This is a genomic window from Halomonas sp. LS-001, assembly GCF_052983955.1.
Window position 1 is genome coordinate 282,334 of record NZ_CM129816.1, and the last position, 22,286, is coordinate 304,619.

The 22,286-nt window shown below is 55.1% G+C and carries 24 protein-coding genes, 1 other RNA gene and 1 pseudogene; 18 read left to right on the forward strand and 8 right to left on the reverse strand.

The window, feature by feature from the left end:
* The first annotated feature begins 220 nt into the window (after positions 1 to 220).
* From ACU6TU_RS01280 to ACU6TU_RS01295, 4 genes are read left to right on the forward strand one after another with little or no spacing between them, the layout of a single operon-like run.
* Positions 221 to 1,225, forward strand: coding sequence for a TRAP transporter substrate-binding protein (locus ACU6TU_RS01280; RefSeq protein WP_447142806.1), 1,005 nt, complete (start codon positions 221 to 223; stop codon positions 1,223 to 1,225).
* Between the two features lie 57 nt (positions 1,226 to 1,282).
* Positions 1,283 to 1,834, forward strand: a complete 552-nt coding sequence (locus ACU6TU_RS01285; RefSeq protein WP_447142807.1) for a TRAP transporter small permease — start codon at positions 1,283 to 1,285, stop codon at positions 1,832 to 1,834.
* Between the two features lie 16 nt (positions 1,835 to 1,850).
* A complete protein-coding gene (locus ACU6TU_RS01290; protein ID WP_447142808.1) occupies positions 1,851 to 3,146 on the forward strand; it encodes a TRAP transporter large permease in 1,296 nt (431 codons plus the stop codon).
* A gap of 29 nt (positions 3,147 to 3,175) precedes the next feature.
* Positions 3,176 to 3,709: a winged helix DNA-binding protein gene (locus ACU6TU_RS01295; RefSeq protein WP_447142809.1), complete on the forward strand. Its 534-nt coding sequence runs from the start codon at positions 3,176 to 3,178 to the stop codon at positions 3,707 to 3,709.
* Between the two features lie 165 nt (positions 3,710 to 3,874).
* Here ACU6TU_RS01295 and ACU6TU_RS01300 read toward each other — a convergent pair whose 3' ends face one another.
* Positions 3,875 to 4,849 (reverse strand): Rpn family recombination-promoting nuclease/putative transposase, encoded by a 975-nt coding sequence (locus ACU6TU_RS01300; RefSeq protein ID WP_447142810.1) that lies wholly within the window; start codon positions 4,847 to 4,849, stop codon positions 3,875 to 3,877.
* Positions 4,850 to 4,963: 114 nt separating this feature from the next.
* On the opposite strand from ACU6TU_RS01300, the pseudogene ACU6TU_RS01305 reads away from it, so the two are divergent.
* Positions 4,964 to 5,138 (forward strand): annotated as a pseudogene (locus ACU6TU_RS01305) (IS30 family transposase); the annotation flags it as partial.
* A gap of 27 nt (positions 5,139 to 5,165) precedes the next feature.
* Here ACU6TU_RS01305 and ACU6TU_RS01310 read toward each other — a convergent pair.
* Positions 5,166 to 6,773 carry a gamma-glutamyltransferase family protein gene (locus ACU6TU_RS01310; protein WP_447142811.1) on the reverse strand — a complete coding sequence of 536 codons (1,608 nt, stop codon included), beginning with the start codon at positions 6,771 to 6,773 and terminating at the stop codon, positions 5,166 to 5,168.
* A 168-nt stretch (positions 6,774 to 6,941) separates the two neighbouring features.
* Here ACU6TU_RS01310 and ACU6TU_RS01315 point away from each other — a divergent pair, with 168 nt between their 5' ends.
* From ACU6TU_RS01315 to ACU6TU_RS01340, 6 genes are read left to right on the forward strand one after another with little or no spacing between them, the layout of a single operon-like run.
* On the forward strand, positions 6,942 to 7,865 hold the full coding sequence (locus ACU6TU_RS01315) for a homocysteine S-methyltransferase family protein (RefSeq protein WP_447142812.1): 924 nt from the start codon (positions 6,942 to 6,944) through the stop codon (positions 7,863 to 7,865).
* Complete coding sequence (locus tag ACU6TU_RS01320) at positions 7,862 to 8,323, forward strand: GtrA family protein (protein WP_447142813.1); 462 nt, start codon at positions 7,862 to 7,864, stop codon at positions 8,321 to 8,323. The genes ACU6TU_RS01315 and ACU6TU_RS01320 overlap by 4 nt, the downstream gene beginning before the upstream one ends.
* On the forward strand, positions 8,320 to 9,498 hold the full coding sequence (locus ACU6TU_RS01325; RefSeq protein ID WP_447142814.1) for a sulfotransferase: 1,179 nt from the start codon (positions 8,320 to 8,322) through the stop codon (positions 9,496 to 9,498). Before ACU6TU_RS01320 ends, ACU6TU_RS01325 begins: the two co-directional genes overlap by 4 nt.
* On the forward strand, positions 9,495 to 10,628 hold the full coding sequence (locus ACU6TU_RS01330) for a glycosyltransferase (protein ID WP_447142815.1): 1,134 nt from the start codon (positions 9,495 to 9,497) through the stop codon (positions 10,626 to 10,628). Before ACU6TU_RS01325 ends, ACU6TU_RS01330 begins: the two co-directional genes overlap by 4 nt.
* On the forward strand, positions 10,625 to 11,317 hold the full coding sequence (locus tag ACU6TU_RS01335) for a polysaccharide deacetylase family protein (RefSeq protein WP_447142816.1): 693 nt from the start codon (positions 10,625 to 10,627) through the stop codon (positions 11,315 to 11,317). The genes ACU6TU_RS01330 and ACU6TU_RS01335 overlap by 4 nt, the downstream gene beginning before the upstream one ends.
* A 29-nt stretch (positions 11,318 to 11,346) precedes the next feature.
* Complete coding sequence (locus ACU6TU_RS01340) at positions 11,347 to 12,048, forward strand: extensin-like domain-containing protein (RefSeq protein WP_447142817.1); 702 nt, start codon at positions 11,347 to 11,349, stop codon at positions 12,046 to 12,048.
* On the opposite strand, the gene ACU6TU_RS01345 is transcribed toward ACU6TU_RS01340, so the two are convergent.
* The gene (locus tag ACU6TU_RS01345; protein ID WP_447142818.1) at positions 12,045 to 13,259 is read right to left on the reverse strand and encodes an MFS transporter; all 1,215 of its coding nucleotides are present in this window, start codon (positions 13,257 to 13,259) and stop codon (positions 12,045 to 12,047) included. The two genes, ACU6TU_RS01340 and ACU6TU_RS01345, sit on opposite strands and share 4 nt — an antisense overlap.
* Before the next feature lie 189 nt (positions 13,260 to 13,448).
* Between ACU6TU_RS01345 and ACU6TU_RS01350 the strand changes: the two genes are divergently transcribed.
* Both ACU6TU_RS01350 and alkB read left to right on the forward strand, forming a co-directional pair.
* The gene (locus tag ACU6TU_RS01350; RefSeq protein ID WP_447142819.1) at positions 13,449 to 13,802 is read left to right on the forward strand and encodes a hypothetical protein; all 354 of its coding nucleotides are present in this window, start codon (positions 13,449 to 13,451) and stop codon (positions 13,800 to 13,802) included.
* Between the two features lie 13 nt (positions 13,803 to 13,815).
* Positions 13,816 to 14,466 (forward strand): DNA oxidative demethylase AlkB, encoded by a 651-nt coding sequence (gene alkB / locus ACU6TU_RS01355; RefSeq protein ID WP_447142820.1) that lies wholly within the window; start codon positions 13,816 to 13,818, stop codon positions 14,464 to 14,466.
* A 29-nt stretch (positions 14,467 to 14,495) separates the two neighbouring features.
* Here the strand turns inward: alkB and ACU6TU_RS01360 are convergent, their stop codons facing one another.
* The 3 genes from ACU6TU_RS01360 to smpB form a co-directional block, all read right to left on the reverse strand.
* Complete coding sequence (locus ACU6TU_RS01360; protein WP_447142821.1) at positions 14,496 to 15,749, reverse strand: DEAD/DEAH box helicase; 1,254 nt, start codon at positions 15,747 to 15,749, stop codon at positions 14,496 to 14,498.
* A 241-nt stretch (positions 15,750 to 15,990) separates the two neighbouring features.
* Positions 15,991 to 16,370, reverse strand: a transfer-messenger RNA (tmRNA) gene (ssrA, locus tag ACU6TU_RS01365).
* Between the two features lie 60 nt (positions 16,371 to 16,430).
* Positions 16,431 to 16,925 carry an SsrA-binding protein SmpB gene (gene smpB, locus ACU6TU_RS01370; RefSeq protein ID WP_447142822.1) on the reverse strand — a complete coding sequence of 165 codons (495 nt, stop codon included), beginning with the start codon at positions 16,923 to 16,925 and terminating at the stop codon, positions 16,431 to 16,433.
* Positions 16,926 to 17,046: 121 nt separating this feature from the next.
* Here smpB and ACU6TU_RS01375 point away from each other — a divergent pair, with 121 nt between their 5' ends.
* Together ACU6TU_RS01375 and ACU6TU_RS01380 are read left to right on the forward strand one after the other, a co-directional pair.
* Positions 17,047 to 17,481 (forward strand): type II toxin-antitoxin system RatA family toxin, encoded by a 435-nt coding sequence (locus tag ACU6TU_RS01375; RefSeq protein ID WP_447142823.1) that lies wholly within the window; start codon positions 17,047 to 17,049, stop codon positions 17,479 to 17,481.
* Positions 17,471 to 17,788 (forward strand): RnfH family protein, encoded by a 318-nt coding sequence (locus tag ACU6TU_RS01380; RefSeq protein WP_447144159.1) that lies wholly within the window; start codon positions 17,471 to 17,473, stop codon positions 17,786 to 17,788. Before ACU6TU_RS01375 ends, ACU6TU_RS01380 begins: the two co-directional genes overlap by 11 nt.
* A 94-nt stretch (positions 17,789 to 17,882) precedes the next feature.
* Here ACU6TU_RS01380 and ACU6TU_RS01385 read toward each other — a convergent pair whose 3' ends face one another.
* Entirely contained in the window at positions 17,883 to 18,302 is a 420-nt protein-coding gene (locus ACU6TU_RS01385; RefSeq protein ID WP_447142824.1) for an outer membrane protein assembly factor BamE, read from the reverse strand.
* Positions 18,303 to 18,374: 72 nt separating this feature from the next.
* Between ACU6TU_RS01385 and fur the strand changes: the two genes are divergently transcribed.
* Entirely contained in the window at positions 18,375 to 18,842 is a 468-nt protein-coding gene (fur, locus tag ACU6TU_RS01390) for a ferric iron uptake transcriptional regulator (RefSeq protein ID WP_447142825.1), read from the forward strand.
* An 89-nt stretch (positions 18,843 to 18,931) separates the two neighbouring features.
* Here the strand turns inward: fur and ilvY are convergent, their stop codons facing one another.
* Positions 18,932 to 19,825, reverse strand: a complete 894-nt coding sequence (ilvY, locus tag ACU6TU_RS01395; RefSeq protein ID WP_447142826.1) for an HTH-type transcriptional activator IlvY — start codon at positions 19,823 to 19,825, stop codon at positions 18,932 to 18,934.
* A 195-nt stretch (positions 19,826 to 20,020) separates the two neighbouring features.
* Here ilvY and ilvC point away from each other — a divergent pair, with 195 nt between their 5' ends.
* Positions 20,021 to 21,037 (forward strand): ketol-acid reductoisomerase, encoded by a 1,017-nt coding sequence (gene ilvC / locus ACU6TU_RS01400; RefSeq protein WP_447142827.1) that lies wholly within the window; start codon positions 20,021 to 20,023, stop codon positions 21,035 to 21,037.
* Positions 21,038 to 21,190: 153 nt separating this feature from the next.
* Entirely contained in the window at positions 21,191 to 22,120 is a 930-nt protein-coding gene (gene pssA / locus ACU6TU_RS01405; RefSeq protein ID WP_447142828.1) for a CDP-diacylglycerol--serine O-phosphatidyltransferase, read from the forward strand.
* Positions 22,121 to 22,286: the final 166 nt, after the last annotated feature.

The window sequence follows — 22,286 nt, forward strand, 5'->3', positions numbered from 1 at the left end:
TCCTCCATAACGTTTTAACGCTCCTGGACGTTTGTGTTGGTAAAGCTCTAACAATTTATCAACGTTTTATGGTTAAAGCATCGTCCTTTTGGTCTGTGTTCCGTTGGCGGAGTCGTTAAAGAATACCTAGTCTCCTATCAGGGTAGAACGTCTACACTCAAATGGCGTAGACGCTTGAATCTGCCGAGCTAACAATAATTTCTAGTATGAGGATCTCATCATGACACTTCGCTCATTTCGCTTAACGTCTCTTGTCACAACGGCAAGCCTGGCCTGCGGTCTGGCGGCAATAAGTACCAACGCCAGCGCTGCCACCGAATGGGACATGCCCACACCTTATGGTGACCGGACTTTTCATACGGTGAATATTCGTGAGTTTGCCGATGATGTCCGCGAAGCGACCGATGGTGAGCTGGATATTACCGTGCACTCCAATGGTTCCCTGATCGGTCATGCCGAAATCAAGAACTCAGTGCGCCGTGGTATCGTGCCGATGGGGGAGCTCATCATGTCGCGCCTTGCCAACGAAAACCCGATTTATGAAGTCGACTCAGTGCCTTATCTGGCGACCGGTTATGACGATGCCTGGACGCTGTGGGAAGCCTCACGCGATATCATTTCCGAGGAACTGGAAGGCCAGGGGCTGCGCCTGCTGTTTTCAGTACCCTGGCCGCCACAGGGTATCTACACCAATCAGGCCCTTGAGTCAGGAGATGATCTGAAAAACCTCAGCATGCGTGCCTACAACACGTCCAGTGAACGGATTGCCCAGTTGACGGGGGCCGTCCCTACGCAAGTAGAAGTGCCGGACATTCCTACCGCCTTCAGTACGGGGCGTGTTGAAGCGATGATTACGTCGCCGGCAACCGGCGCAGATACCAAAGCCTGGGATTACTTAAGCCACTTCAACCATGCCCAGCTGTGGCTGCCCAAGAATATGGTGATTGTCAGTGAGAGCGCCTTTTCGCGCCTGGATGAAGCTAGCCAGAAAGCCGTGCTAGAAGCGGCGACTCAAGCGGAACAGCGCGGCTGGGAGATGAGCCGTCAGGAAACTGACGAGGCGATTGCGGTGTTGGAGGAAAACGGTATTGACGTCAGCGAACCCAATGATGCGTTAGCCCAAACGCTGCGGAGTGTGGGCGACACCATGAAAGCCGAGTGGGTCGAGCGCGCGGGTGAGCAAGGTCAATCCATCCTCGAGGCCTATGAAAGCGCCCGAAAATAACCATTACACGCCTCGGCCAGCACTAGTCGGGGCGTTCTACTTGTCGGAACGCTCATCATGACCTATCGACTTCGTCCGCTTTATCATCTGGGCGGCTACCTGGCGGCTACTTGCTTGAGCTTGATCTGCCTTTTGATCACGGCACAGATTCTGGGTCGCATCATCGACCGTTTGGCCGTGGCCGTTGGCGGCGATCGAATTGGCCTGGCGATACCTGGCCTGGCGGATATTTCCGGTTTCTTGCTGGTCGGGGCGAGTTTTTTGGGCCTGGCTTATACCTTCATAAACGGTGGCCATATCCGGGTCACCCTGCTGATTAGCCGCTTGCCAGCGGCGATACGCGCCTGGGTTGAGGTTTTTTGCCTGAGCGTTGCGCTGCTGTTATGTACTTACCTTGCTTGGCATCTTTACTGGCTGCTGGCAGACAGTATTGCCTTTAACGAAACTTCCTATGGTTTGCTGCGCATTCCATTATGGATTCCCCAATCCGCCATGCTGGCAGGCGCTGTGCTGTTCTGCCTGGCACTGCTCGAAAGCCTTTTTCAGACGCTGATAATGGCTGTCCGCTCCCCCCACCACTTTACGATTGACGACAGCGGGCAAGAGTAAGCCTGGGAGAATAACCATGTTAGTAATGATGATCGTACTCTTTGGCGCGCTGTTGCTGTTGTTGAGCAGTGGTGTCTGGGTGGCATTTTCGCTACTGGGTCTTGGCTGGATAGGGCTGACCTACTTTACGTCTGTACCGGTAGGCGCCGTGATGGCTTCCAATATCTGGGGGTCGAGCTACAGCTGGGAACTTACCGCCTTGCCGATGTTTATCTGGATGGGTGAAATCCTGTTTCGTTCGCGGCTCGCCGATGACATGTTCACTGGCCTTGCTCCCTGGATGCAGCGTATCCCCGGTCGATTGCTGCACACCAACGTGGTGGGTTGTGGCTTGTTTGCGGCTGTTTCAGGTTCATCGGCAGCAACCTGTGCCACCATGGGCAAAATGACCATTCCCGAGTTGACTGGGCGTGGCTATGACGAGCGTCTTGTCATCGGCACCCTGGCGGGTTCAGCAACGCTTGGGCTGCTCATTCCGCCTTCGATTATCCTGATTGTATTCGGGGTGGCGACGGACCAGTCCATTGCGCGCCTGTTTATGGCCGGTATTTTGCCGGGCCTGATGCTGATTTCACTGTTTGCGCTATACCTGATGATCTGGGCCTGGCGCTATCCTGACCGTATACCACCAGCGGAAAGCGGGTTACCACTGAACGAAAAGCTGCGCCGCGCACGCCGTTTGGTGCCTATGCTGGCGCTGATTATTGGCGTCATCGGTTCTATCTACACAGGGCTTGCATCACCTACTGAGGCCGCCGCCGTCGGTGTGGTGCTGTCGCTGATTCTGGCGCGTGTTCAGGGCAATATGGACGTCAGCGTGTTCCGTGATGCCTTGTTGGGTGCTGTGCGCACGTCGACCATGATTGCCTTTATTCTGGCTGGGGCCTCATTTCTGACCGTTGCCATGGGCTTTACGGGGCTGCCCAGCGACCTTGCCGCCTGGATTGGAGGCATGGATTTATCACCCTGGATGCTACTGGCGGCATTGACGCTGTTCTTTATCGTACTGGGCTGCTTTCTGGACGGCATCTCAGTGGTGGTGCTGACCACCTCTATCATGCTGCCGATGGTAGAAGCCGCTAACATTGATTTGATATGGTTCGGCATCTATCTGGTCATTGTGGTAGAAATGTCGCAGATTACACCGCCGGTGGGGTTTAATCTGTTCGTGCTGCAGGGGATGACAGGGCGCAATATCCTGTACATCGCTTGGGCTGCCATGCCGTTCTTTTTCCTGATGATGCTGGGTGTGGTGCTGATCAGCCTTTTCCCCGGTATTGTTACCTGGCTACCGCAAGTGATGAATAACTGATTGCCCCTTAACACGGAGAACGCCACACCATGGATCACGAAAGCGCCTCGCCTGCACGCAGCGTTTATGGGCCGATTGTCTCATCCGAGCATTTGTCACGCAGTAGCCAGGAACTCTCCGAGTTCGAGTTTGGCCTGATCATTGCAGGTCATGCCTTCGACCGCTGGATGGTGCGCTGCATGACCGCAACAGGCTACTCAGAGTTAAACGCGCTGGATATTCTGGTGCTTCACAGTGTTAACCATCGGGAACGAGCCAAACGTCAGGCAGATATCTGTCTGGTGCTCAATGTGGAAGATACCCACACCGTGACCTATGCCCTCAAGAAACTGGCGCGGCTGAAACTGGTGAGCGGCACCAAGCAGGGCAAGGAGACATTCTTTCAAACCACGGAAACCGGACGGGAAGCCTGCAGTGAATACGCCAGAATCCGTGAAACCTGCCTGGTGGATTCACTGGCGTCCATGGGCGTTGAACGCGAAGAAATGCATCGGCTTGCCGGACTGCTGCGTGCCATGTCCGGCCTCTACGATCAGGCGGCCAGGTCGGCCGCATCTTTGTAACCTCACACTGCCAGCACCGCGCTGTCGGTACGCGGTTCTAAGTGACACCGACTTTTTAACACCCTCATGTCGTCGACCTGCCCATGGCTCACCTCATCGTAGCGTATTACATTCTTGAGGTGTCCACTGTTGCTGGGTAAGATCAGCATCGCCTATAAGGGCAGGTTAGCGTGTGAACATGCTATCCAGGTGGTCGGCAAACAGCACGTCACGCATCCACTGTTGCAGTTGCTCGTGGTCAGCTTGCATCAGCTGGGCTTCTACCCAGTCAGGCACATCGCCAAATTTCAAGCCAAGCTGGGTGCGCAGCACGTCTTGTGCTTCAGTCAAACGCCCCTCCTGCCGACCTTCCAAACGTTCTTTTTTGACCAGGTTCTCTAAATTCTCTGCCAACATGTCTTTGTCCTCCATCAAGCTATCCAGCTGTGCCAGGTTCACCTCTGAGCCCAACCAGGCCAAGTGCCGTTTTAGCCAGCGCGTAATGATCTTGTCAATACGCTGTTTATCTGGGTCGGCCTGTAGAATCGCCACCACCCGATCCACGGCTGCTTGTAGCGTTTCCCAACTTTCGCCGGCGTTTTCTACGCCGAACACGCCACTGAGCGGTGTCTGGCGTAACCCGAGTTCTTCGTTAGTATAACGCCCTTCGTCGATGAGGTAATAGCGCAGATGCGGTTGGTAGGCCTGCAGAAAGCTTGGCGGTTCCGGCTGCACCATGTCGTAGATGTCCAGCGGGGCTGTCCAGGGTGGCAAGCCGTTGTAGAGCACCACCGGAAAAACCGGCGGCAGGCCCTGGCTGGGGGTGACTTTTTTCTGCTTGAGCAGTTCGCTGTAGAAGCAGGCCACGTAGTGCATCAGCCGAATGGGCATGGTGCGGTCAACCGACGACTGAAACTCCAGTAAGATATACAGAAACGCCCGCTGCGTGATGCCTTCCCAGGTGACCTCTACTGACCACACCACGTCTTCAATTTTTTCCTCGAACAAGGGTGTGATGTAGTGGCCGTTTTGTTTCTCGAGGGTAGTGAAATCCATTAGCCCGGCAATCTTCGGTGGGGCAAAGCCTTCCATCAATTGCTGCACAAACTCCGGGTGGCTGAAGAGTTCCTTATAGCCAGTATCGTGGTGGTGGCTTGGCATGGCGATTCCCTGCTGACGTATCCGTGTCAGCCCAGTATAACCCTGAATGGTGATCAGCGCTGGGTGACTCCCAGGCCGAAGGTGCCTGCAATCTAAGCTCCCGAGAGCTCCTGCGTTACACAGATTTTTCCTAAGGGAAAGGACTTCCAACAAATCACAGATGCTGAGGTGCGACGAGTGGTCAGCAAGTTAAAAAGACCGGCCTAGAAAGCGCCTCGGCTATCGAACACCGGCTCAGGTGTTCCTAGGTGTTGGATCCCGTGCGATTAAACGCTCGCTTGGTAAATAACTCTATTCGCTTGTCGCGCCATTAGCTTCACACCGCCAACACCGCACCATCGGCACGGGGTTCCGTACCGCCTTGCAACACGCCGCTGTTTGGGGCGCGCAGTATGATCTGGCCGCGCCCGAAGGTCAGGCCATCGCTGCATTTGACGATATGATGCCCACGCCGGGAGAGCGCTTGTGCCAGGTGGTCGGGGAAACCCGGTTCGACCTCGACGGTCTTGCCCTGTGTCCATTTCCAGCGCGGGCTGTCCAGCGCCGCTTGGGGGTTGAGCTGGTCGTCCAGCATGGCGGTCACTACCTGGACATGCCCTTGCGGCTGCATGAACCCACCCATGACGCCGAAAGGCCCTACCGCTTGATTATTCCGGGTGATGAAGCCGGGGATAATGGTGTGATAGGGGCGCTTGCCGGGGGCCAGCACGTTGGCGTCGTCCGGATTTAATGAAAATGACCAGCCACGATTCTGCAGGCTGATGCCTGTTCCCGGTACGACCATGCCGGAACCGAAGCCGTCGAAATTGCTCTGGATAAACGACACCATATTGCCCTCAGCGTCTGCCGTCGCCAGATACACGGTGCCGCCCTTGATAGGGTTGCCGTGGCGTGGCGTCAGTGCCTGCTGGCCAATCAGGTCGGCGCGGCGTTGCAGATAGTCAGGGGCGAGCATCTGTTCCACACTCGCCGCCATGGCGCCAGGCTCTGTGATGTAATGCAGCCCATCCGTGTAGGCCAGTTTGGTGGCCTCGATACGTTGATGCAGCGTATCTAACGGGTCACGAGGGGCTTCGCCCAGAGCCTCCAGCATGCCCAGCGCCTGCAGGGCGATCATGCCGCTGCCATTGGGCGGAATTTCCCAGATATCGTGATCCCGGTAGCGTACGCTGATGGGATTGACCCATTCCGGCGTAAAGGCGGCGAGGTCTTCCTTACGCAGGAAACCTCCGTGCTGGCGTGAAAAGGCATCAATGTCATCGGCCAGTTCACCGCGATAGAAGGCTTCAGCCTGGGTCTCGGCGATGCGTTGCAGGGTGTGTGCCAGCTCCGCTGAACGCCAGGTTTCCCCTGGCTGTGGGGCATGGCCCTGTGGCGTAAAGTGGGTAAACCAGTGGGCAAACTCAGGCGAATCGTACTGGCGGTAGCGCTCTTCCGCCTGTTGCCAAAGCTGGCTGACCACCGGCGATACGGCAAAACCCTGCTCCGCCAGGCGAATGGCAGGGGCGAGAAGGGCGGCAAAATCCAGTTTACCAAAGCGTTGCGATAGCGCCGCCCAGGCGGCAGGGGCGCCGGGAACCGTGACGGGTATCAGCCCGTGGGCGGGCATTTCGCGATGACCCAGTGCTTCCACGTCGTCACGGGAGATGGCTTCTGGTGCCGGGCCACTGGCGTTGAGCCCATAAAGCTCGCCATTGACCCAGACAATCGCAAACGCATCGCTTCCGATGCCATTGGAGGTGGGTTCAACCACTGTCAGGGCAGCGGCGGTCGCAATGGCCGCATCAATGGCGTTGCCACCGCACTTGAGAATATCGGTGCCGACCTGCGCTGCCAGCGACTGGGAGGTGGCAACCATGCCGTGTTGGCCAAAGGTGACCATTCGACGTGAGGCGCTCGGGTAATAATGAGGATCAGAGTGCACGGGGGAATCCTTCTTAAAAGTCATCGCGACACTAAAGGGAATCTTGTAATCTCGGCAATCGAAAGGTAGGTCAGTTTATCTCCCCACGTTATTGACTGCGGAAAACGTTACACCGTTAAGCCTCAACAAGATAGCGACACAATGTCCACGGAAAAGGAAAACACGCAAGTGAGAAATATAGTGCTGCTCGATGGTGGAATGGGCCAGGAACTCAAAAAACGCAGCCACCGACCTGTGACACCGCTATGGTCGGCGCAGGTCATGCTTGATGAGCCTCATCTGGTGGTGGCGGCGCACCGTGATTACATCGAAGCAGGTGCTCGGGTGATCAAGCTCAATAATTACAGCGCAACGCCGCAGCGTCTGGCGCGTGACGGCGACCCTGCCATGTTTGAAACGCTGCATGCCGCTGCCCTGGAGGCGGCTCATCAGGCGCGGGAAGAAAGCGGGCGCGAGGTTAGCATTGCCGGTTGTTTACCGCCGCTGGTCGCCAGCTATCATTCTGAAAGCGTGCCGGATGACGCTACCTGCCAGCGTGCTTACCGCCGCCTGGTCGCAGCGCAGCAAGGCGGTGTTGAGCTGTTTTTGTGTGAAACCATGTCGCTGACCCGTGAGGCAGTGGCAGCCACTCAGGCGGCGGTGGAAAGCCAGCTACCTGTGTGGGTGGCCTTCTCTGTCGACGACGGTGACGGTACCCGGTTGCGCTCCGGAGAACCCCTGCTGGGGGCGGCTCAAGCAGTGGTTGAGGCTGGCGCGCAAGCGGTGCTGGTGAACTGCTCGGTGCCTGAAGCGGTCACCACGGCAATGCGTGAGCTGACGGGCCTGGGCGTGCCGTTCGGCGGTTACGCCAATGGTTTTACCTCGGCGGCAGCGCTGCAACCGGGGGGTACCGTGGATAAGTTAACCTCGCGAAAAGATCTTGGCCCTGACGCTTACGCTGAGATTGCTTTAGGCTGGATAGAGCAAGGTGCCACGCTAATCGGCGGCTGCTGCGAAGTAGGCCCCGCGCACATTGCGGCACTGGCCGAGCGGTTGACCGGTGAGAAATATCAGCTGGTATCCGGTGACGAGCTAGTTAAAATAGGTTCATGAACACACGCTTTTTACAGTCGATACGTTTTTTACAGTCAAATAGTAAACTGGCCACCTTTGTGCGTTTTGCCATGGTGGCCTGTAGCATTGCCTTGATTGATATCGGCACGTTATACGGGCTGCATGAAGGCTATGAGACCAACGTGTATCTGTCTCGCGTCGTGTCGTACTTTCTGGCCATGACCGCCGGTTATTTTCTGAATCGCCATTTCACGTTTCAGCATCAGCGGCGTTTCCGTAACCTGATGGCCGATCTGGCGCGCTTTTATTCCGTCTTTGCGGTGGGGGGGCTGCTCAACTACGCCATTTTTGCCCTGACGGTCGCATTTGGGGTGCAAATTGGTTTCAAGCCCGAAGCGACGTTCTGGCTCCCGCTTCTGGGGGTCTGGTTGGGTGGCATGGTAGGAATGAGCTTTAATTACTTTTTTTCCCATAAGCTGGTCTTTCAGGAACCATGACGCATTTTCTCACCCTCATGGAAGGGCTCGGCCTTCATGTGGCCTGGTGGCTGCGCTCGCTATTAACCTGGCGAGATCCTCTGGCTCCCATGACGCCTAAGCGAGCCGCTGTGCTGTTACTGGGAATGCCGGTCTTTTTGTTGGTCCAATGCATCCATGCGGTTTGTCTGCTGCTGGATGACATTCTCTTTCCGAAATACCGTAACGTCGTTATTGAACGTCCTCTGTTCATCACCGGCATCCCCAGAAGCGGTACCACGTTTCTGCATCGTACGCTTGCCATTGATAACGAACGCTATACGACCCTGACTACCTGGGAGGCATTGCTTGCGCCTTCTATTATCCAGCGTCGGATCATCCGTGGCGTTGCCTGGCTTGACCATCGGCTGGGCGGAGTGGGGAAGCGCAGCCTGAATGCCCTGACGCAGCGGCTGGCAGGCGGGCTGGAGGATATCCATGAAGTCGGCCTGGAAGCGGCAGAGGAAGACTATTTAGCGCTGCTGCCAGCGGCGGGCTGTTTTATCCTGTTGCTGGCTTTTCCCAGCGCATTAGGCCTGCAGCAGCTTGGTCACCTGGACAGGAAAATGCCAGAAAAGCGCCGCCAACGGCTGCTGGATTTCTATCACGGGTGTCTGCAGCGCCACCTTTACGCCGATGGCGGGCAGCGGCGGTTGCTATCCAAAAACGCGGCATTTGGCAGTTGGCTGGCTGGTCTTCACGACCAGTTTCCGGATGCTGGTTTTATCATCTGCACCCGTGAACCGCTGGCCGCGTTGAGTTCACAGATCAGCTCGATTGACAGTGCCCACACCCTGTTCGGTACTGCCGTACGGGAAGAACCTTTTCAGCAGCTGTTTGCCGAGCAGTTTGCTGAAACGCTGGCGCATATGGCGGTGATACTTGCTGAGTGGCCCATCGCGCGGGCCGTCGTCCTGGATATGGAAGATTTGGGGTCTGATCCGGGTGTCGTTATTCCAGCGGCGCTTCGTCAACTGGACCTTCCCGTCAGCGACGCATTAACCGACTATCTGGCCTCTTTACCCAAGCGTTCACGCAGCCAGCATCAACATAATGCCCATGGCCTGGCGCTGCCGATCTCTGAGCTTGAGCAACGCCTGCAGCCTCCTTACCATCGCCTGATGGATCTTCCACACCGGATGCGGATAAATACGTGAACGAAACTTCCAACCCTACCAATGCATCCCACCTGAATGCTGGACAGCTACGTGTTGCCATTTTTTCCGATTCATTATCCGAGCGCAACGGGACAGGGGCTTATTACCACGATCTACTGGCGCATCTGCAACGGCACGTGGCGGCTGCAGAAACCATCCAGCCAAAGCCGCGTGGGCGCTGGGATTTTCTTTCCGCCCCGTTGCCCGGCGACGCAACGCAGCGGTTGGTAGTGCCGAATCTATGGCGGGTTCACCGTCAGCTGGCGGCACTGCGGCCAAATATCATCGTGAGCGTTACGCCTGGGCCTTTTGGCATGCTGGGTCTGTGGCTGGCACGTCGCCACGGCTGTGGCTTTATTTCTGCTTACCATACGGATTTTGAAGGCCTCGCAGACATGTACTGGGGGCCTGTAAAAAAGCGTGTTATCAACGGGTTTCTTCAGGGCGTTAACCGTTTTATCAGCCGCCGCAGTGCTACCGTGCTGGTTAATAACAGCGAGCTTGCAGCGTCGGTGAAATCCCTGGGTGCGCCACAGGTCGATGTGATGGGAACGCCGTTGGAGCCCGGTTTTCTGCACACGCCGCCGGTGCCCCCGCCGGGCAGCCTGAAACAGGTCTGTTATGCCGGACGGTTGGCCGCAGAAAAGAATATCGATGCCTTCATTGATGCGGTTCGCTGCCATCCCGAGATCCACTTCGTCATGGGCGGCGATGGCCCGCTGCGCAAAACCGTCGAACAGGCGGCGAGCGAACTGGCCAACCTGGACTATCGTGGTTGGTTGAGTCGCAACGACCTGCGCCAGTTAATCGATCAATCCAGCCTGTTGGTGCTGCCTTCACACATGGAAACCTTTGGCTCCATTGCGCTGGAAGCCTTGTCACGCGGGCGACCGGCGCTGGTCTCCGAAAATGCCGGTATTCACGACTGGTCACAGCTTGCCGATGTGCTGATTCCGCTGCGCCACGACGAAACCGTTGCCAGCGTGCTGGATACGCTTGCCGAGTGGCCTGCCGAGCGTTGGCAGGAGCAGGCAGTGCTGGCCCGTGAGGCAGCGCTGACGCTGAATCAGCAGACCGTGGAGCAATGGTTGAGCGTGCTCTGTCGTCACGCCCACGGAGGCCGCCAGTGAACGCACTGATCAGCATTCATGATGTCATGCCCGAGACCCTCGATCGGGTGCGTTGGCTCATCGGTCAACTGCAGGAAAATGGCCATCGCGCCATTACGCTGCTGGTCGTGCCTGGGCGAAACTGGACAGCTGAAGATATTCGCCAGCTGGCCGCTTGGTCGGCCGAGGGGATCGAGCTGGCGGCTCACGGCTGGCATCATCGAGCGAAACACGTACGAGGTATCCGGCATCGCCTGCATTCCGCCTTGATTTCACGGGATGTCGCCGAGCATCTGGCGTTGGATGCCGATGGCATTGTGGCGCTGATGTGCCGCAGCGCCGCCTGGTTCACGCAGCAAGGCCTGCCGGCGCCAACCAGCTATGTGCCACCGGCATGGGCGTTGGGAACGTTGCCACGGTCACGCTGGCAAGCCTTGCCTTACCGCCGGATTGAGGTCACGCGGGGCATACTTGATACCGCTTCCGGGCAGCTTGATGCTTTGCCACTGGTCGGGTTCGAAGCCGACACCCGCCTACGGGCTAATTTTCTGCGTGTATGGAACCGTTTTCAGGCCAGGCAGGCGAAACGCCAGCATAGGCCTTTGCGGATCGGTATCCATCCCCATGATGGTGACCTGAAACTCGCCGATGATCTGATGGCGTTTATGGCGGGTGACTGGAACTCGAGCCGGATGGACAGCCGTGCCTAGCACTTTATTCGCCCGGTAAGGAGTTCCGAATGCGCCGCCTCTTTTTTATTGTGCTTCTCATCGCGCTGGGCATGGGCATTGCGCTTCAAAAAGAGTGGATCGAGATTCCTCGCCATTGGAATCCTTGGGCACCGCTTTACATTGACGATCCGCTGACGCCTGTCACCCAGCTTAAGCTCAAGCGGCTAAGCGACGACCGGGAGGAATGTCTGGCAGCGCTGGACACCGTACCGGATGCTGAACTTCGCTACACCTCGTTAGCTGACTACTCACCAACCGCAAGCTGTCCGCTCACCAATATTGTGCGCATGCAATCCAGCAGCGTGCGTTTTAACCAAAGCTTTGTGGCCACCTGCCCTATGGCACTGGCTTGGGTCATGTTCGAGCGCCACGCGCTTCAGCCCGCCGCTCAGGAAATCATGGGCAGCAAGGTCGCCCAGGTGGATCACGTCGGCAGTTTTGCCTGTCGCAACGTGTATGGCCGTGAAGCCGGCAGACGCAGCGAGCACGCCACCGCCGAAGCCTTTGATGTGGTGGGATTTCAATTGGAAAATGGCCAGCGTATTACGCTGCTCGATCACTGGGATGATGACGCCAAGGCTGGCGCGTTTTTAAGGGCAGCCAGAGACGGGGCCTGTGATACGTTTGGGAATGTGCTAGGGCCTGATTACAACGCTGCCCATGCCGATCACTTCCATATGGGCATGCGCAGCTTCAGACTTTGTCGTTAATTGATGCGCTGATGCAGATAGCGTTCGGCGTCATTCGCGCCCCGTTTCTCCAGCCAGCGTCCCCAGAAAAAGATCACTAATCCGCAGAGCGCTAACCCCGTACCGACCAAACCGGTGCTCGACCAGCTGAAGCCAGCACTAATCACCAGCCCAGCTAACCAGGCTCCCAGCGCATTGGCTCCGTTAAAGGCCGCATGGTTAAGTGACGCCGCCATGGTTTGCGCATCTTCTGCTACATCCATGAAGCGTGTCTGCAACGCAGGTGCCAGTGCCATGCTGGTGCCGACCAGGCCGACAAATAACAGCCCCGTCCAAACGTTATTGGCCGCAAAATAGAAAAGTCCCTGAATGACCGCACACCAAACCAGGATGGCCGGAATCGCACGCATCAGGTTCTTGTCCGCCGCACGGCCACCGATTAAGTTGCCCGCAATAGAGCCCAGGCCAAAAATCACCAGCACTAACGGCCCCAGCGCTTCGCTCATGCCCGCCTGCTGGGTGAGCGTAGGCATGACGTAACTGAATATGGAAAACATGCCGCCGCAGCCGATACAGGCAATCGCCACGGTGACCAGTACGCGCTGCTTTACCAATGCCGAAAGCTCGCGCAGTGGGCTTGCTTGCGTATCAAATGGCTGCACGGGGACATGCAGACGAATCAGTAATGCTGTCAGCAGGGCAATGCCTCCCACCGCCGCAAACGCGATTTGCCAGCCAAACAGGTTGCCCGTCCAGGTACCTAGCGGCGCCCCAATCAAGATTGCCAGCGTTAAGCCCATCATCACCCTGGAAATGGCCCGCGCCCGCTGATCAACGGGTACCGCGCCAGCAGCCACCAGCGCAGCGATACCAAAGTAGGCGCCATGAGGCAGTCCAGCAATAAAGCGCAGTCCTACAAACGACCAGAACCCCGGCGCCATGGCGCTGGCAATATTACCCACGGCAAATACCAGCATAAGAACAATCAGTAATGCCCGCTTGGGTACCCGCGCGGCAAAGGCTGAAATCAGCGGTGCGCCGACCACCACGCCAAGCGCATAACTGCTGATCGCATAACCCACTTGTGGCACTGTCACGGCAAGATCTTCCGCGACACGGTTCATGAGTCCCATAATGACGAATTCGCTGGTGCCGATGCCAAATCCACCCAGTGCTAATACGAACTCTGTTATCCGTGGGTTGCGTGCAAGCCCAGGTGACGTCTCCTGCATATTTTCTCCCCAGGCACATTTTGCACCCGCTCAATAAAGAGGTCGGTAATAGCGGTAAATGATCGCAGGATTAAACGAAAGTAGAAATGTACGACGCTAAAAAAGATAGTGGTCAGTATCCGCGTTACTATGTGCCTGAGCGCCTCCAGCAGGGCGCTTGACGGGCTGACAAACCAAAGGAGCGGCCAGATGAACGATGAAACATCTCTGGAGAAACGCCTTCGGGCATGGTTACTCGCGCTGCCTGAAAGTGCTGTGCCAACCACCTACCGGGAGGCGGCAAATGCCATGCAACTGAGACCGCCGGGTACCATACAGCAGGTCGCCGGCGCGCTGGAAACCATGATGCACGAAGATGTCGAGGCAAGCCGTCCTTTGATAGCTGCCCTGGTGGTCAGCCGACGTGGTGACTTGCCGCGACCGGGCTTCTTCGAAAAGGCGGTGGCGCTTGGCCGTTTCCCGGAAGACCCGGCAATGCATGATGCTGCCTATCGCAAGGAGTTCGAACAGGCTTTGGCCGTCAGGGCGGCGATGCAAACCTAATGGTGACATTCTCATGACCATGGATCTCTTTGAACAATCGCCACCGACGCCCTGGGTTGAGCCCCTCTGCGAGGGAGCGGTTGTGTTACGCCGCTGGGCCAGTGCTTGCGATGAAGCGCTGATGCAAGGTATTGAGCAGGTGGCGAACCAGGCACCGTTTCGGCAGATGAAGACGCCGGGAGGGCATACCATGTCGGTTGCCATGACGTGCTGCGGCGAATGGGGGTGGGTGACGGATGCGCGTGGCTATCGTTATCAACAGCAGGACCCGCTTGATACCATGCGCTGGCCTGCCATGCCTGATGTCATGCGCACTCTGGCCGTTCAGGCGGCTGCAAAGGCTGGGTATGCAGGCTTTGACCCCGACGCTTGCCTGGTGAACCGCTATTCAACGGGTGCCAAGATGGGACTGCATCAGGACAGGAACGAAACGGATTTTGACCAGCCAATTGTTTCCGTGTCGCTGGGCACGCCAGCGACGTTTCAATTCGGTGGCATGCAGCGCAGCCATCCACCGCAGCGAGTGCCTCTGGAGCATGGCGATGTGGTGGTGTGGGGTGGCCCCGCTCGATTGCGCTACCATGGCGTCTTGACCCTTAAAGCCAATCACCACCCTTTGACGGGGATTTATCGCTATAACCTGACGTTCCGGCGGGCACGTTAACCCGCCGAAAGCTGTTTTTGCTGCCGGGGTTAGCGGCGGCGACGGCGTTCCCCGCCAGTTTTCGCGGGCTGCCCCTCTGGTTTGCGTTTAGCGCGAGGCTGCTGACGCTGACCACGGCGACCGTTTTCGATGGGCTCAGGCCTGGCGTTAGGGTCAGGCTCAAAGCCGGGTTCAATGCGCTTGGGTAGATCCTGCTTGATCAAGCGTTCTATCCCGCTTAACAAACCGTGCTCATCGACACACACCAGAGACACCGCTTCTCCATCGCTACCGGCGCGCCCTGTCCGGCCAATACGGTGCACGTAGTCTTCGGCCACATTGGGCAAGTCATAATTAACCACATGGGGCAGTTCGTTAATATCCAGCCCGCGAGCGGCAATATCGGTTGCCACCAATACCTGTAAATCGCCACTTTTAAACGCGCCCAATGCGCGCGTTCTGGCTCCCTGGCTTTTATTGCCATGGATGGCCATTGCCGGGATATCCTGTTTGGAAAGCTGCTCTGCCAAACGGTTGGCGCCATGCTTGGTGCGTGTAAAAACAAGCACCTGAAACCAGCCGTACTGCTGAATCAGATGAGCGAGCAGCTGACGTTTCTGATCGCGGTCAACGCGGTAAATCGTTTGCTTGATCTTCTCGGCCGTGGTGTTGCGCGGTGCGACTTCAATGAGAGCTGGGTTATTGAGTAGCTGCTGAGCCAGTGCCTGAATCTCATTGGAGAAAGTGGCAGAAAACAGCAGGTTCTGGCGCTGTTTGGGTATAAGACGCAGTAGCCGTTTGATGTCATGGATAAATCCCATGTCCAGCATGCGGTCAGCTTCATCAAGCACCAGAATTTCGACAGCAGACAGATCAACGTGGCCCTGCTGATGTAAATCGAGCAGCCTGCCGGGCGTGGCCACCAGTACGTCAAGTCCCGCTTTAAGCGCATTGACCTGCGGCTGTTGACCAACGCCACCAAAAATAATATGCGAACGCAGGGAAAGGTGCTGGCCGTACAAAGTAACGCTTTCGCCTACCTGGGCGGCGAGTTCACGGGTTGGTGTCAGCACCAATGCCCGGACCTGGCGTTTTCCGGGAGGCTTGCCAGCGGATAGCCGCTGTAGCATCGGCAGCGTAAAACCTGCGGTTTTTCCGGTACCGGTCTGTGCGCTGGCCAGCATGTCACGGCCTTCCAGAACAACAGGAATCGCCTTTTGTTGAATAGGAGTGGGCTGTGTGTAGCCCTGCGCGGTCACCGCGCGTAGTAAATCGTCGTGCAAACCAAGATCAGAAAAGCTCATTCGTTCTCCGCAAACGCCCAGCAGGCATCGCCGTAGGATAGCGTCGTTACTGGGCGTAATATATTCGAAAGCGAGGGGATGTCATCGCGGCAGCGAATCTGTCAGATAAAGGCCGACGCTGCGACGGTCATTCACTATTGATAAAACAGGGTTAAAAGTATCGTTGACAGTGCTCTTTGGCTGACATATTGAAAACGTCAACAAAAAAAGCACCCGCAGGTGCTTGATTTGCTTAATAAGGTGGTGGAGGCGGCGGGAATTGAACCCGCGTCCGCCGACACTCGCCCATTGGCTCTACATGCTTAGATTTCGTCTTTTGCTTTAACGCGACTGGCTCCGACGATCAGGATCCAGCTACGCGAGCCTTCTAAAGTTTAACGATTGATGAGAAGACACCACCAACCGCGGTCCTATCATTTTTAGCTCGTATCTCCTCAGCGATGAATAGGCACATCACCTTGGAGCCGGACAAGAAGCTAGCAGTGTTTAAGCTGCCAGCGCGCCCTGAGCGTAGTTTTCGTCGTTTGCGACTATTATTCGTGATGTTGGATTTACGAGATACACCACGCTCTCGGCATGCACCGCAGGGTTTGTCATCAGCGTCGAGACCATGTCGCCCCCTTACTTGACCCCATATCGTAGCGCATAAAATCAGCGCTGACCAGCTGTGTTTTTGTCTAGCTATGCTTTGTTGTGTTCGCGCATGATACGTCCTTTCTGACGATTCCAGTCGCGGTCTTTTTCGGTAGCGCGCTTATCATGCAGTTTTTTGCCGGTAACAAGCGCGAGTTCGCACTTCACCAGATTACGTTTCCAATACAGTTTCAAGGGTACACAGGTGTGCCCTTTGTCCTGCGTTCTGGAAAAGATTTTGGCAATTTCTTTGCGATGTAACAGTAGTTTACGTGTTCGCGTCGGGTCAGCAAGTTCGTGGGTGCTGGTTGTGTTGAGCGGCGTAATGTGGCTGCCCAGCAACCAGGCTTCTCCGTTGCGCACAAGAATATAGGTGTCCGTCAGCTGTGCCTTGCCAGCGCGCATGCTTTTGACTTCCCATCCCGACAACGCCAATCCAGCCTCGAAGGTTTCCTCGATATGATATTCAAAACGAGCCTTTTTGTTTTGGGCGATGACGCTACTGCCGGGGCCTTTCTGCGTTTTCCCTTTCTTTGTGGCCATGAAACCTCATCATTGATCTGTCAGTTGCCTCTTCGCTTGGCAGAGAGGCGTGATACCATTTATGTATTACGATTATTACCTATGATACGCCTTGGGCACTGTGAAGTCAGCGGAGAGGTCAATGCCAACCGTGAATCGTTCCGCTTTAGTGCGGCACACACCTCAGAAAATGTTTGATTTAGTCAATGATTTTGAACGTTACCCCGAGTTTTTGCCTGGGTGTCGTCATGCGCGATTGGTCGAGCATGACGAGGAACACCTGATCGGTGAAATGACGTTGGGTCGTGCAGGCATTGAGCAAACCATTACAACGCGAAATGACCTCTTTGCGCCTGAGCGCATTGAAATGTCTCTGGTGAAAGGTCCTTTCAAGCACCTTAAAGGGCGATGGTTGTTTATACCGATGGGAGAGGGCGCCTGCAAAGTCAGCCTGGAAATGGAGTTCGAATTTGCTAACCGCTTGCTAGGTATGGCGTTTGGTAAGTTGTTCCAGCAAATTGCGGGGCAACTGGTGGATTCCTTTACCAAGCGTGCCGATCAATTATATGGCCGATGATGTGACGGATCTGCTGTACGTCGAAGTAGCGTTTGCCTTGCCATTAAAACAACGCATTGTGGCGCTTGAAGTCCCGCAGGGAACAACGGCTGCTGACGCGGTGTTAAAGGCAGATTTGCCTGGTCTGTTTCCAGAAGTTACGGCGGACGTGTTTGATCAAGCGACGCTGGGAATATTTGGCAAAGCTTTAAAGGCACCTTCACAGCATATTTTGTGTGATGGCGAGCGGGTAGAGGTATATCGCCCGCTGAAAATTGATCCTAAAGCCGCCCGCTTGGCGCGCGCACAAAAACAGCAGCAACAGTAATTGCCGCTCTTTTTCGTTGACAAGCGCTAACAGCTTGCAGGTTTTCAGGCTCGGTTTTTTTACGAGCCTGAAAGCTCTCAGCAACCAGTTTATTTTAGTCTGGCGTGCCTACGCGAAGGTCCAGAGGCTGTGCCTGGAAGGCCTCTGGACCTTCATTGGCGGGCCCGAGCTCCGTGTCGCCATCAAAAGGCAGTGAACGGCTCAGCTCGCCTTCAGTGTCGATGTTGGCCAGTCGACCCTGTGGGCTGAAGGTCAGAGTGACACGACGTGTCTCAACGTCTCCGTAAGCTTTATCGAGCTGGAACACATAGTCCCACTCGCTGGCATCGAAGGGGGCTTCCAACAATGGGCGGCCCATCACTGAGACAACCTGTTGTTGTGACATCCCTGGCTGCAGCTGGTCCACCATGGCCTGGTCGACCAGATTGCCTTGTGGAATATCTCGTTTATAAACACAGCCACCCATGACGGTGAGTGCGGCGGAGATTGCGATAATTCGAGTTAATTTTTGCATTTGATCCTGATCTTCACTATCGTGGTTTTGGTCGATGATAACCGACCTAACCTGTAACTGCGAAGAGCAACCATGGCCGATCAAAACCATGAACTGCGTAAAGCGGGGTTGAAAGTCACCTTGCCGCGCGTAAAGATTCTGCAAATCCTTGAAAATGCTACGGGTCAGCATCATTTGAGCGCTGAAGAAGTGTACAAGACACTGATTGATGCGGGCGAAGATGTTGGTCTGGCAACTGTTTACCGCGTGCTTACGCAGTTTGAATCAGCAGGGCTGGTGATCCGCCATAATTTTGATGGTGGTCACGCCGTATTTGAGCTGACCCAGGAAGATCATCATGACCATATGGTGTGTCTTGATAGTGGTGAGATCATTGAATTTGTTGATGAAATCATTGAGCGTCGGCAGCAGGAAATTGCTGAGGAGCACGGTTATGAACTCGTGGACCACGCACTGGTTCTGTATGTGCGTCCCAAGGGTTCAAAAGCCTCACGCCCCGATAATAGCGTTATTCCCAAGCACGGTATTAACAAACGTTAATCTGCTTGAGCAAGCGTTAAGTTAATCACTGGTAGCGCTTTTTGCGACTGAATGCCGATATTGCGTTTTGTAAGTCGGCATCAGTGGCATCATAGATGATGTCCTGTAACGGTTGCCCATAACGCATCAATAATGGGATTGTTCAAGCGTCGGTTAAGTGTGCAGAGCCCAACATCGTAGTGGGGTAATTCAGGCTTGACGTTGAGTACCTGAACACGCTCGGCCAGCGGGCTGTTATCCAGCACTATTTTTGGCACTACTCCTACCCCGAACCCCAGTCCTACCATACTGACAATGGCTTCGTGCCCAGCGACCTGTGCATAAATACGTGGTGCAATACCCATGGCTTTAAACCAGGTATTGGTATATTCCCGTGAAAGCCCCGCTTCAGAAAGGATCATCGGTACGTGCTGCCATTGTTTGGCGGTTGAGCTTTCTGGTTGGCTGGGTTGCCACTCATGGGCCTCTTTAGGGGCAATAAACAGCAGCGGAGATCGAGTCAGTGACTTGAATGCCAGTGCGTTGGGAGGAATGCGAGGGCGTGGTGTGATTGCCATATCATCAATGCCATCCAGCACTCTTGTCATAGCATTGGCGGGATCGCCGGTGTGCAGTTTTAGTTCAATGCCAGGGTGTCGCGTGCGAACATCGCTCAGCAGTTCATAAAGAAAGCTGTAACTCGCTGTGACTGAGCAGTAAATACTGATTTCGCCCTGCAGTTGTTCCGTCGTTGTGGCGAGAATTCTTTTTTGCGCCGCCCATTCTTCCAGGGTTTCTTTTGCGTAATGTTGAAATGCCAGACCTTGAGCAGTGAGGGTGACGTGGCGGTTGTCTCGTTCAAAAAGCTGCGTGCCCAGTTCGGCCTCAACCTGCTGGATAGAGCGGCTGAGAGTCGACGGGCTGATATGACAAAGCTCGCTGGCACGACCAAAGTGGAGCGTCTCGGCGAGTGTCACGACATGCTTTAACAGGCGAAAATCCATAAAATCTCTGTGTCTGCGATAGTCTTTCATAATTTGAAATAGTATGTTGCAAATATAGCGTTTTACGCAACGGTGGCGGTGGCGTAGAGTTGCCCTCAATGCTTATCCCAGTGCTACACAAGATGGCACGGGTGGCTGTCAACGCTGACACTAACTCTCTACATGATTGATCAACTTTATTTCTGGAGCTCCGCCATGCACGTTTATTACGATAAAGACTGCGACTTGTCCCTCATTCAAGCCAAGAAAGTCACCATTGTTGGTTATGGCTCACAAGGCCACGCTCACGCCAATAACCTGAAAGAGTCAGGCGTCGATGTGACTGTTGCGCTGCGCAAGGGCTCTTCGTCTGCAGCAAAAGCAGAAGCAGCCGGCTTGAAAGTCGCAAGCGTGCCTGAGGCGTGTAAAACTGCTGACGTTGTCATGATCTTGGCGCCGGATGAGAATCAGAAAGCCATCTACGAACAGGAAGTAGAGCCAAATTTAAAAGAAGGCGCTACTCTGGCCTTTGCTCATGGTTTTAACATTCACTATAACCAGATTGAGCCACGTAAGGACCTTGACGTCATCATGATCGCGCCCAAAGCGCCGGGTCATACCGTGCGCTCTGAGTTTGTCAAAGGTGGTGGTATTCCTGATTTGATTGCGATCCACCAAGATGCTTCTGGCAACGCTAAAGAGCTGGCACTCTCTTATGCGGCAGGTGTTGGCGGCGGGCGTAGCGGTATCATCGAAACAACTTTCAGAGATGAAACAGAAACAGACCTGTTCGGTGAGCAGGCAGTTCTGTGTGGTGGCGCCGTTGAACTGGTGAAGGCGGGCTTCGAAACCCTGACGGAAGCGGGCTACGCGCCGGAGATGGCTTACTTCGAGTGTCTGCACGAGCTTAAGCTGATTGTTGACCTGATGTACGAAGGCGGCATTGCCAACATGAACTACTCCATTTCCAATAATGCGGAATATGGTGAGTATGTGACTGGTACTGAGGTGATCAATGAGCAGTCCCGCGCTGCCATGCGTAATGCGCTGAAGCGTATTCAAACGGGTGAATACGCAAAAATGTTCATCAATGAAGGTAATAGCAACTACCCGTCCATGACGGCGCGCCGTCGTCTGAATGCTGAGCACGATATTGAGCTGGTCGGTGCCAAGCTGCGCGGAATGATGCCCTGGATTGCCGCAAACCAACTGGTTGATAAGTCCAAAAACTAAGCGGTTAGCTTGCTAGTGCAATAGTTATAGCCTCGGGGCGCGCATTGTCGCGCCCCGAGGCGTTTGGTGTTGTTTGCTGGATGAGTTGGCCTCACCGTGTAGAATAAAAAGAGATCACTGTTCTTGTGACTTCACTTCAAACGGATAATATTTATGACTCAGGATGCTCGCGATCAAGAGCGTAAACAGCCCCCCCATTCAGGGTCTCCAGACGGCCTGAAGCCGGAAGGTGGTGGCGCGGAACAAGATAGCGCTAGTCACGAAAATGCAAGCCATGACAACGTTGGCAATCAAGGGGTTAGCAATGAAGATCTTGCTGCCGTTTTTTTGCGCGAAACAGAAGTAGTTGAAGAAGCAGTTGAGGACGGGAAGAAAGTTCGTCGTAAAGGCATTTACTTACTGCCCAATCTGTTTACCACGTCTGCGTTGTTCTCTGGGTTTTTCGCGGTGGTGGCGGGTATCAACGGTGAATTTACCTCAGCAGCGGTGGCGATTTTTATCGCCATGGTGCTCGATGGCCTTGATGGTCGCGTTGCCCGTATGACCAATACGCAAAGCGAGTTTGGTGCAGAGTACGATAGCCTTGCTGACATGATCTCGTTCGGTATGGCGCCTGCATTAGTAGCCTTTACCTGGATCTTACAAGATATCGGCAAAACAGGCTGGGTCGTGGCATTTCTTTATGTGGCTTGTGCCGCACTGCGCCTGGCGCGCTTTAATGTGCAGATTGGTAGTGTAGATAAGAAGTGGTTTATCGGCTTGCCAAGCCCGTCCGCTGCTGCCTTTGTGGCTGCTAGTGTGTGGACCTTCCATAGTTTTGATGCGGACGCATTAGGCTTCAAGTTACTGATGTTGTTTGTGGTGGCGGCGGCAGGTGTTCTCATGGTGAGTAATATCCGTTATTACAGCTTTAAAGACCTGGATTTTAAAAAGCCAGTGCCTTTCGTTGTTCTCCTGGCAGTGGTGTTGGGTTTTGTAATGATTTCAGTTGAGCCGTCGGTCATGCTCCTTTTGTTGTTTGGTGTCTATGTAGGTTCTGGTCCTGTTTTGGCGGTCATGCGCAAGGTGAAGCCAGGAAGCTGAGCTTTTTTTACAAAACCCCTTGCATCCTCTGCGGCGAAACCGTAAAGTACGCATCCGCTGCAGGGGACGCACAGCGTTGTCCGCGGTGTTAAAAAGAAAGTTGAAGGTGAAAACCTTCGGTTTGTCAAGAAGTTGGCGAATAGTCATTGCGTTTTCTTCTCCCGCT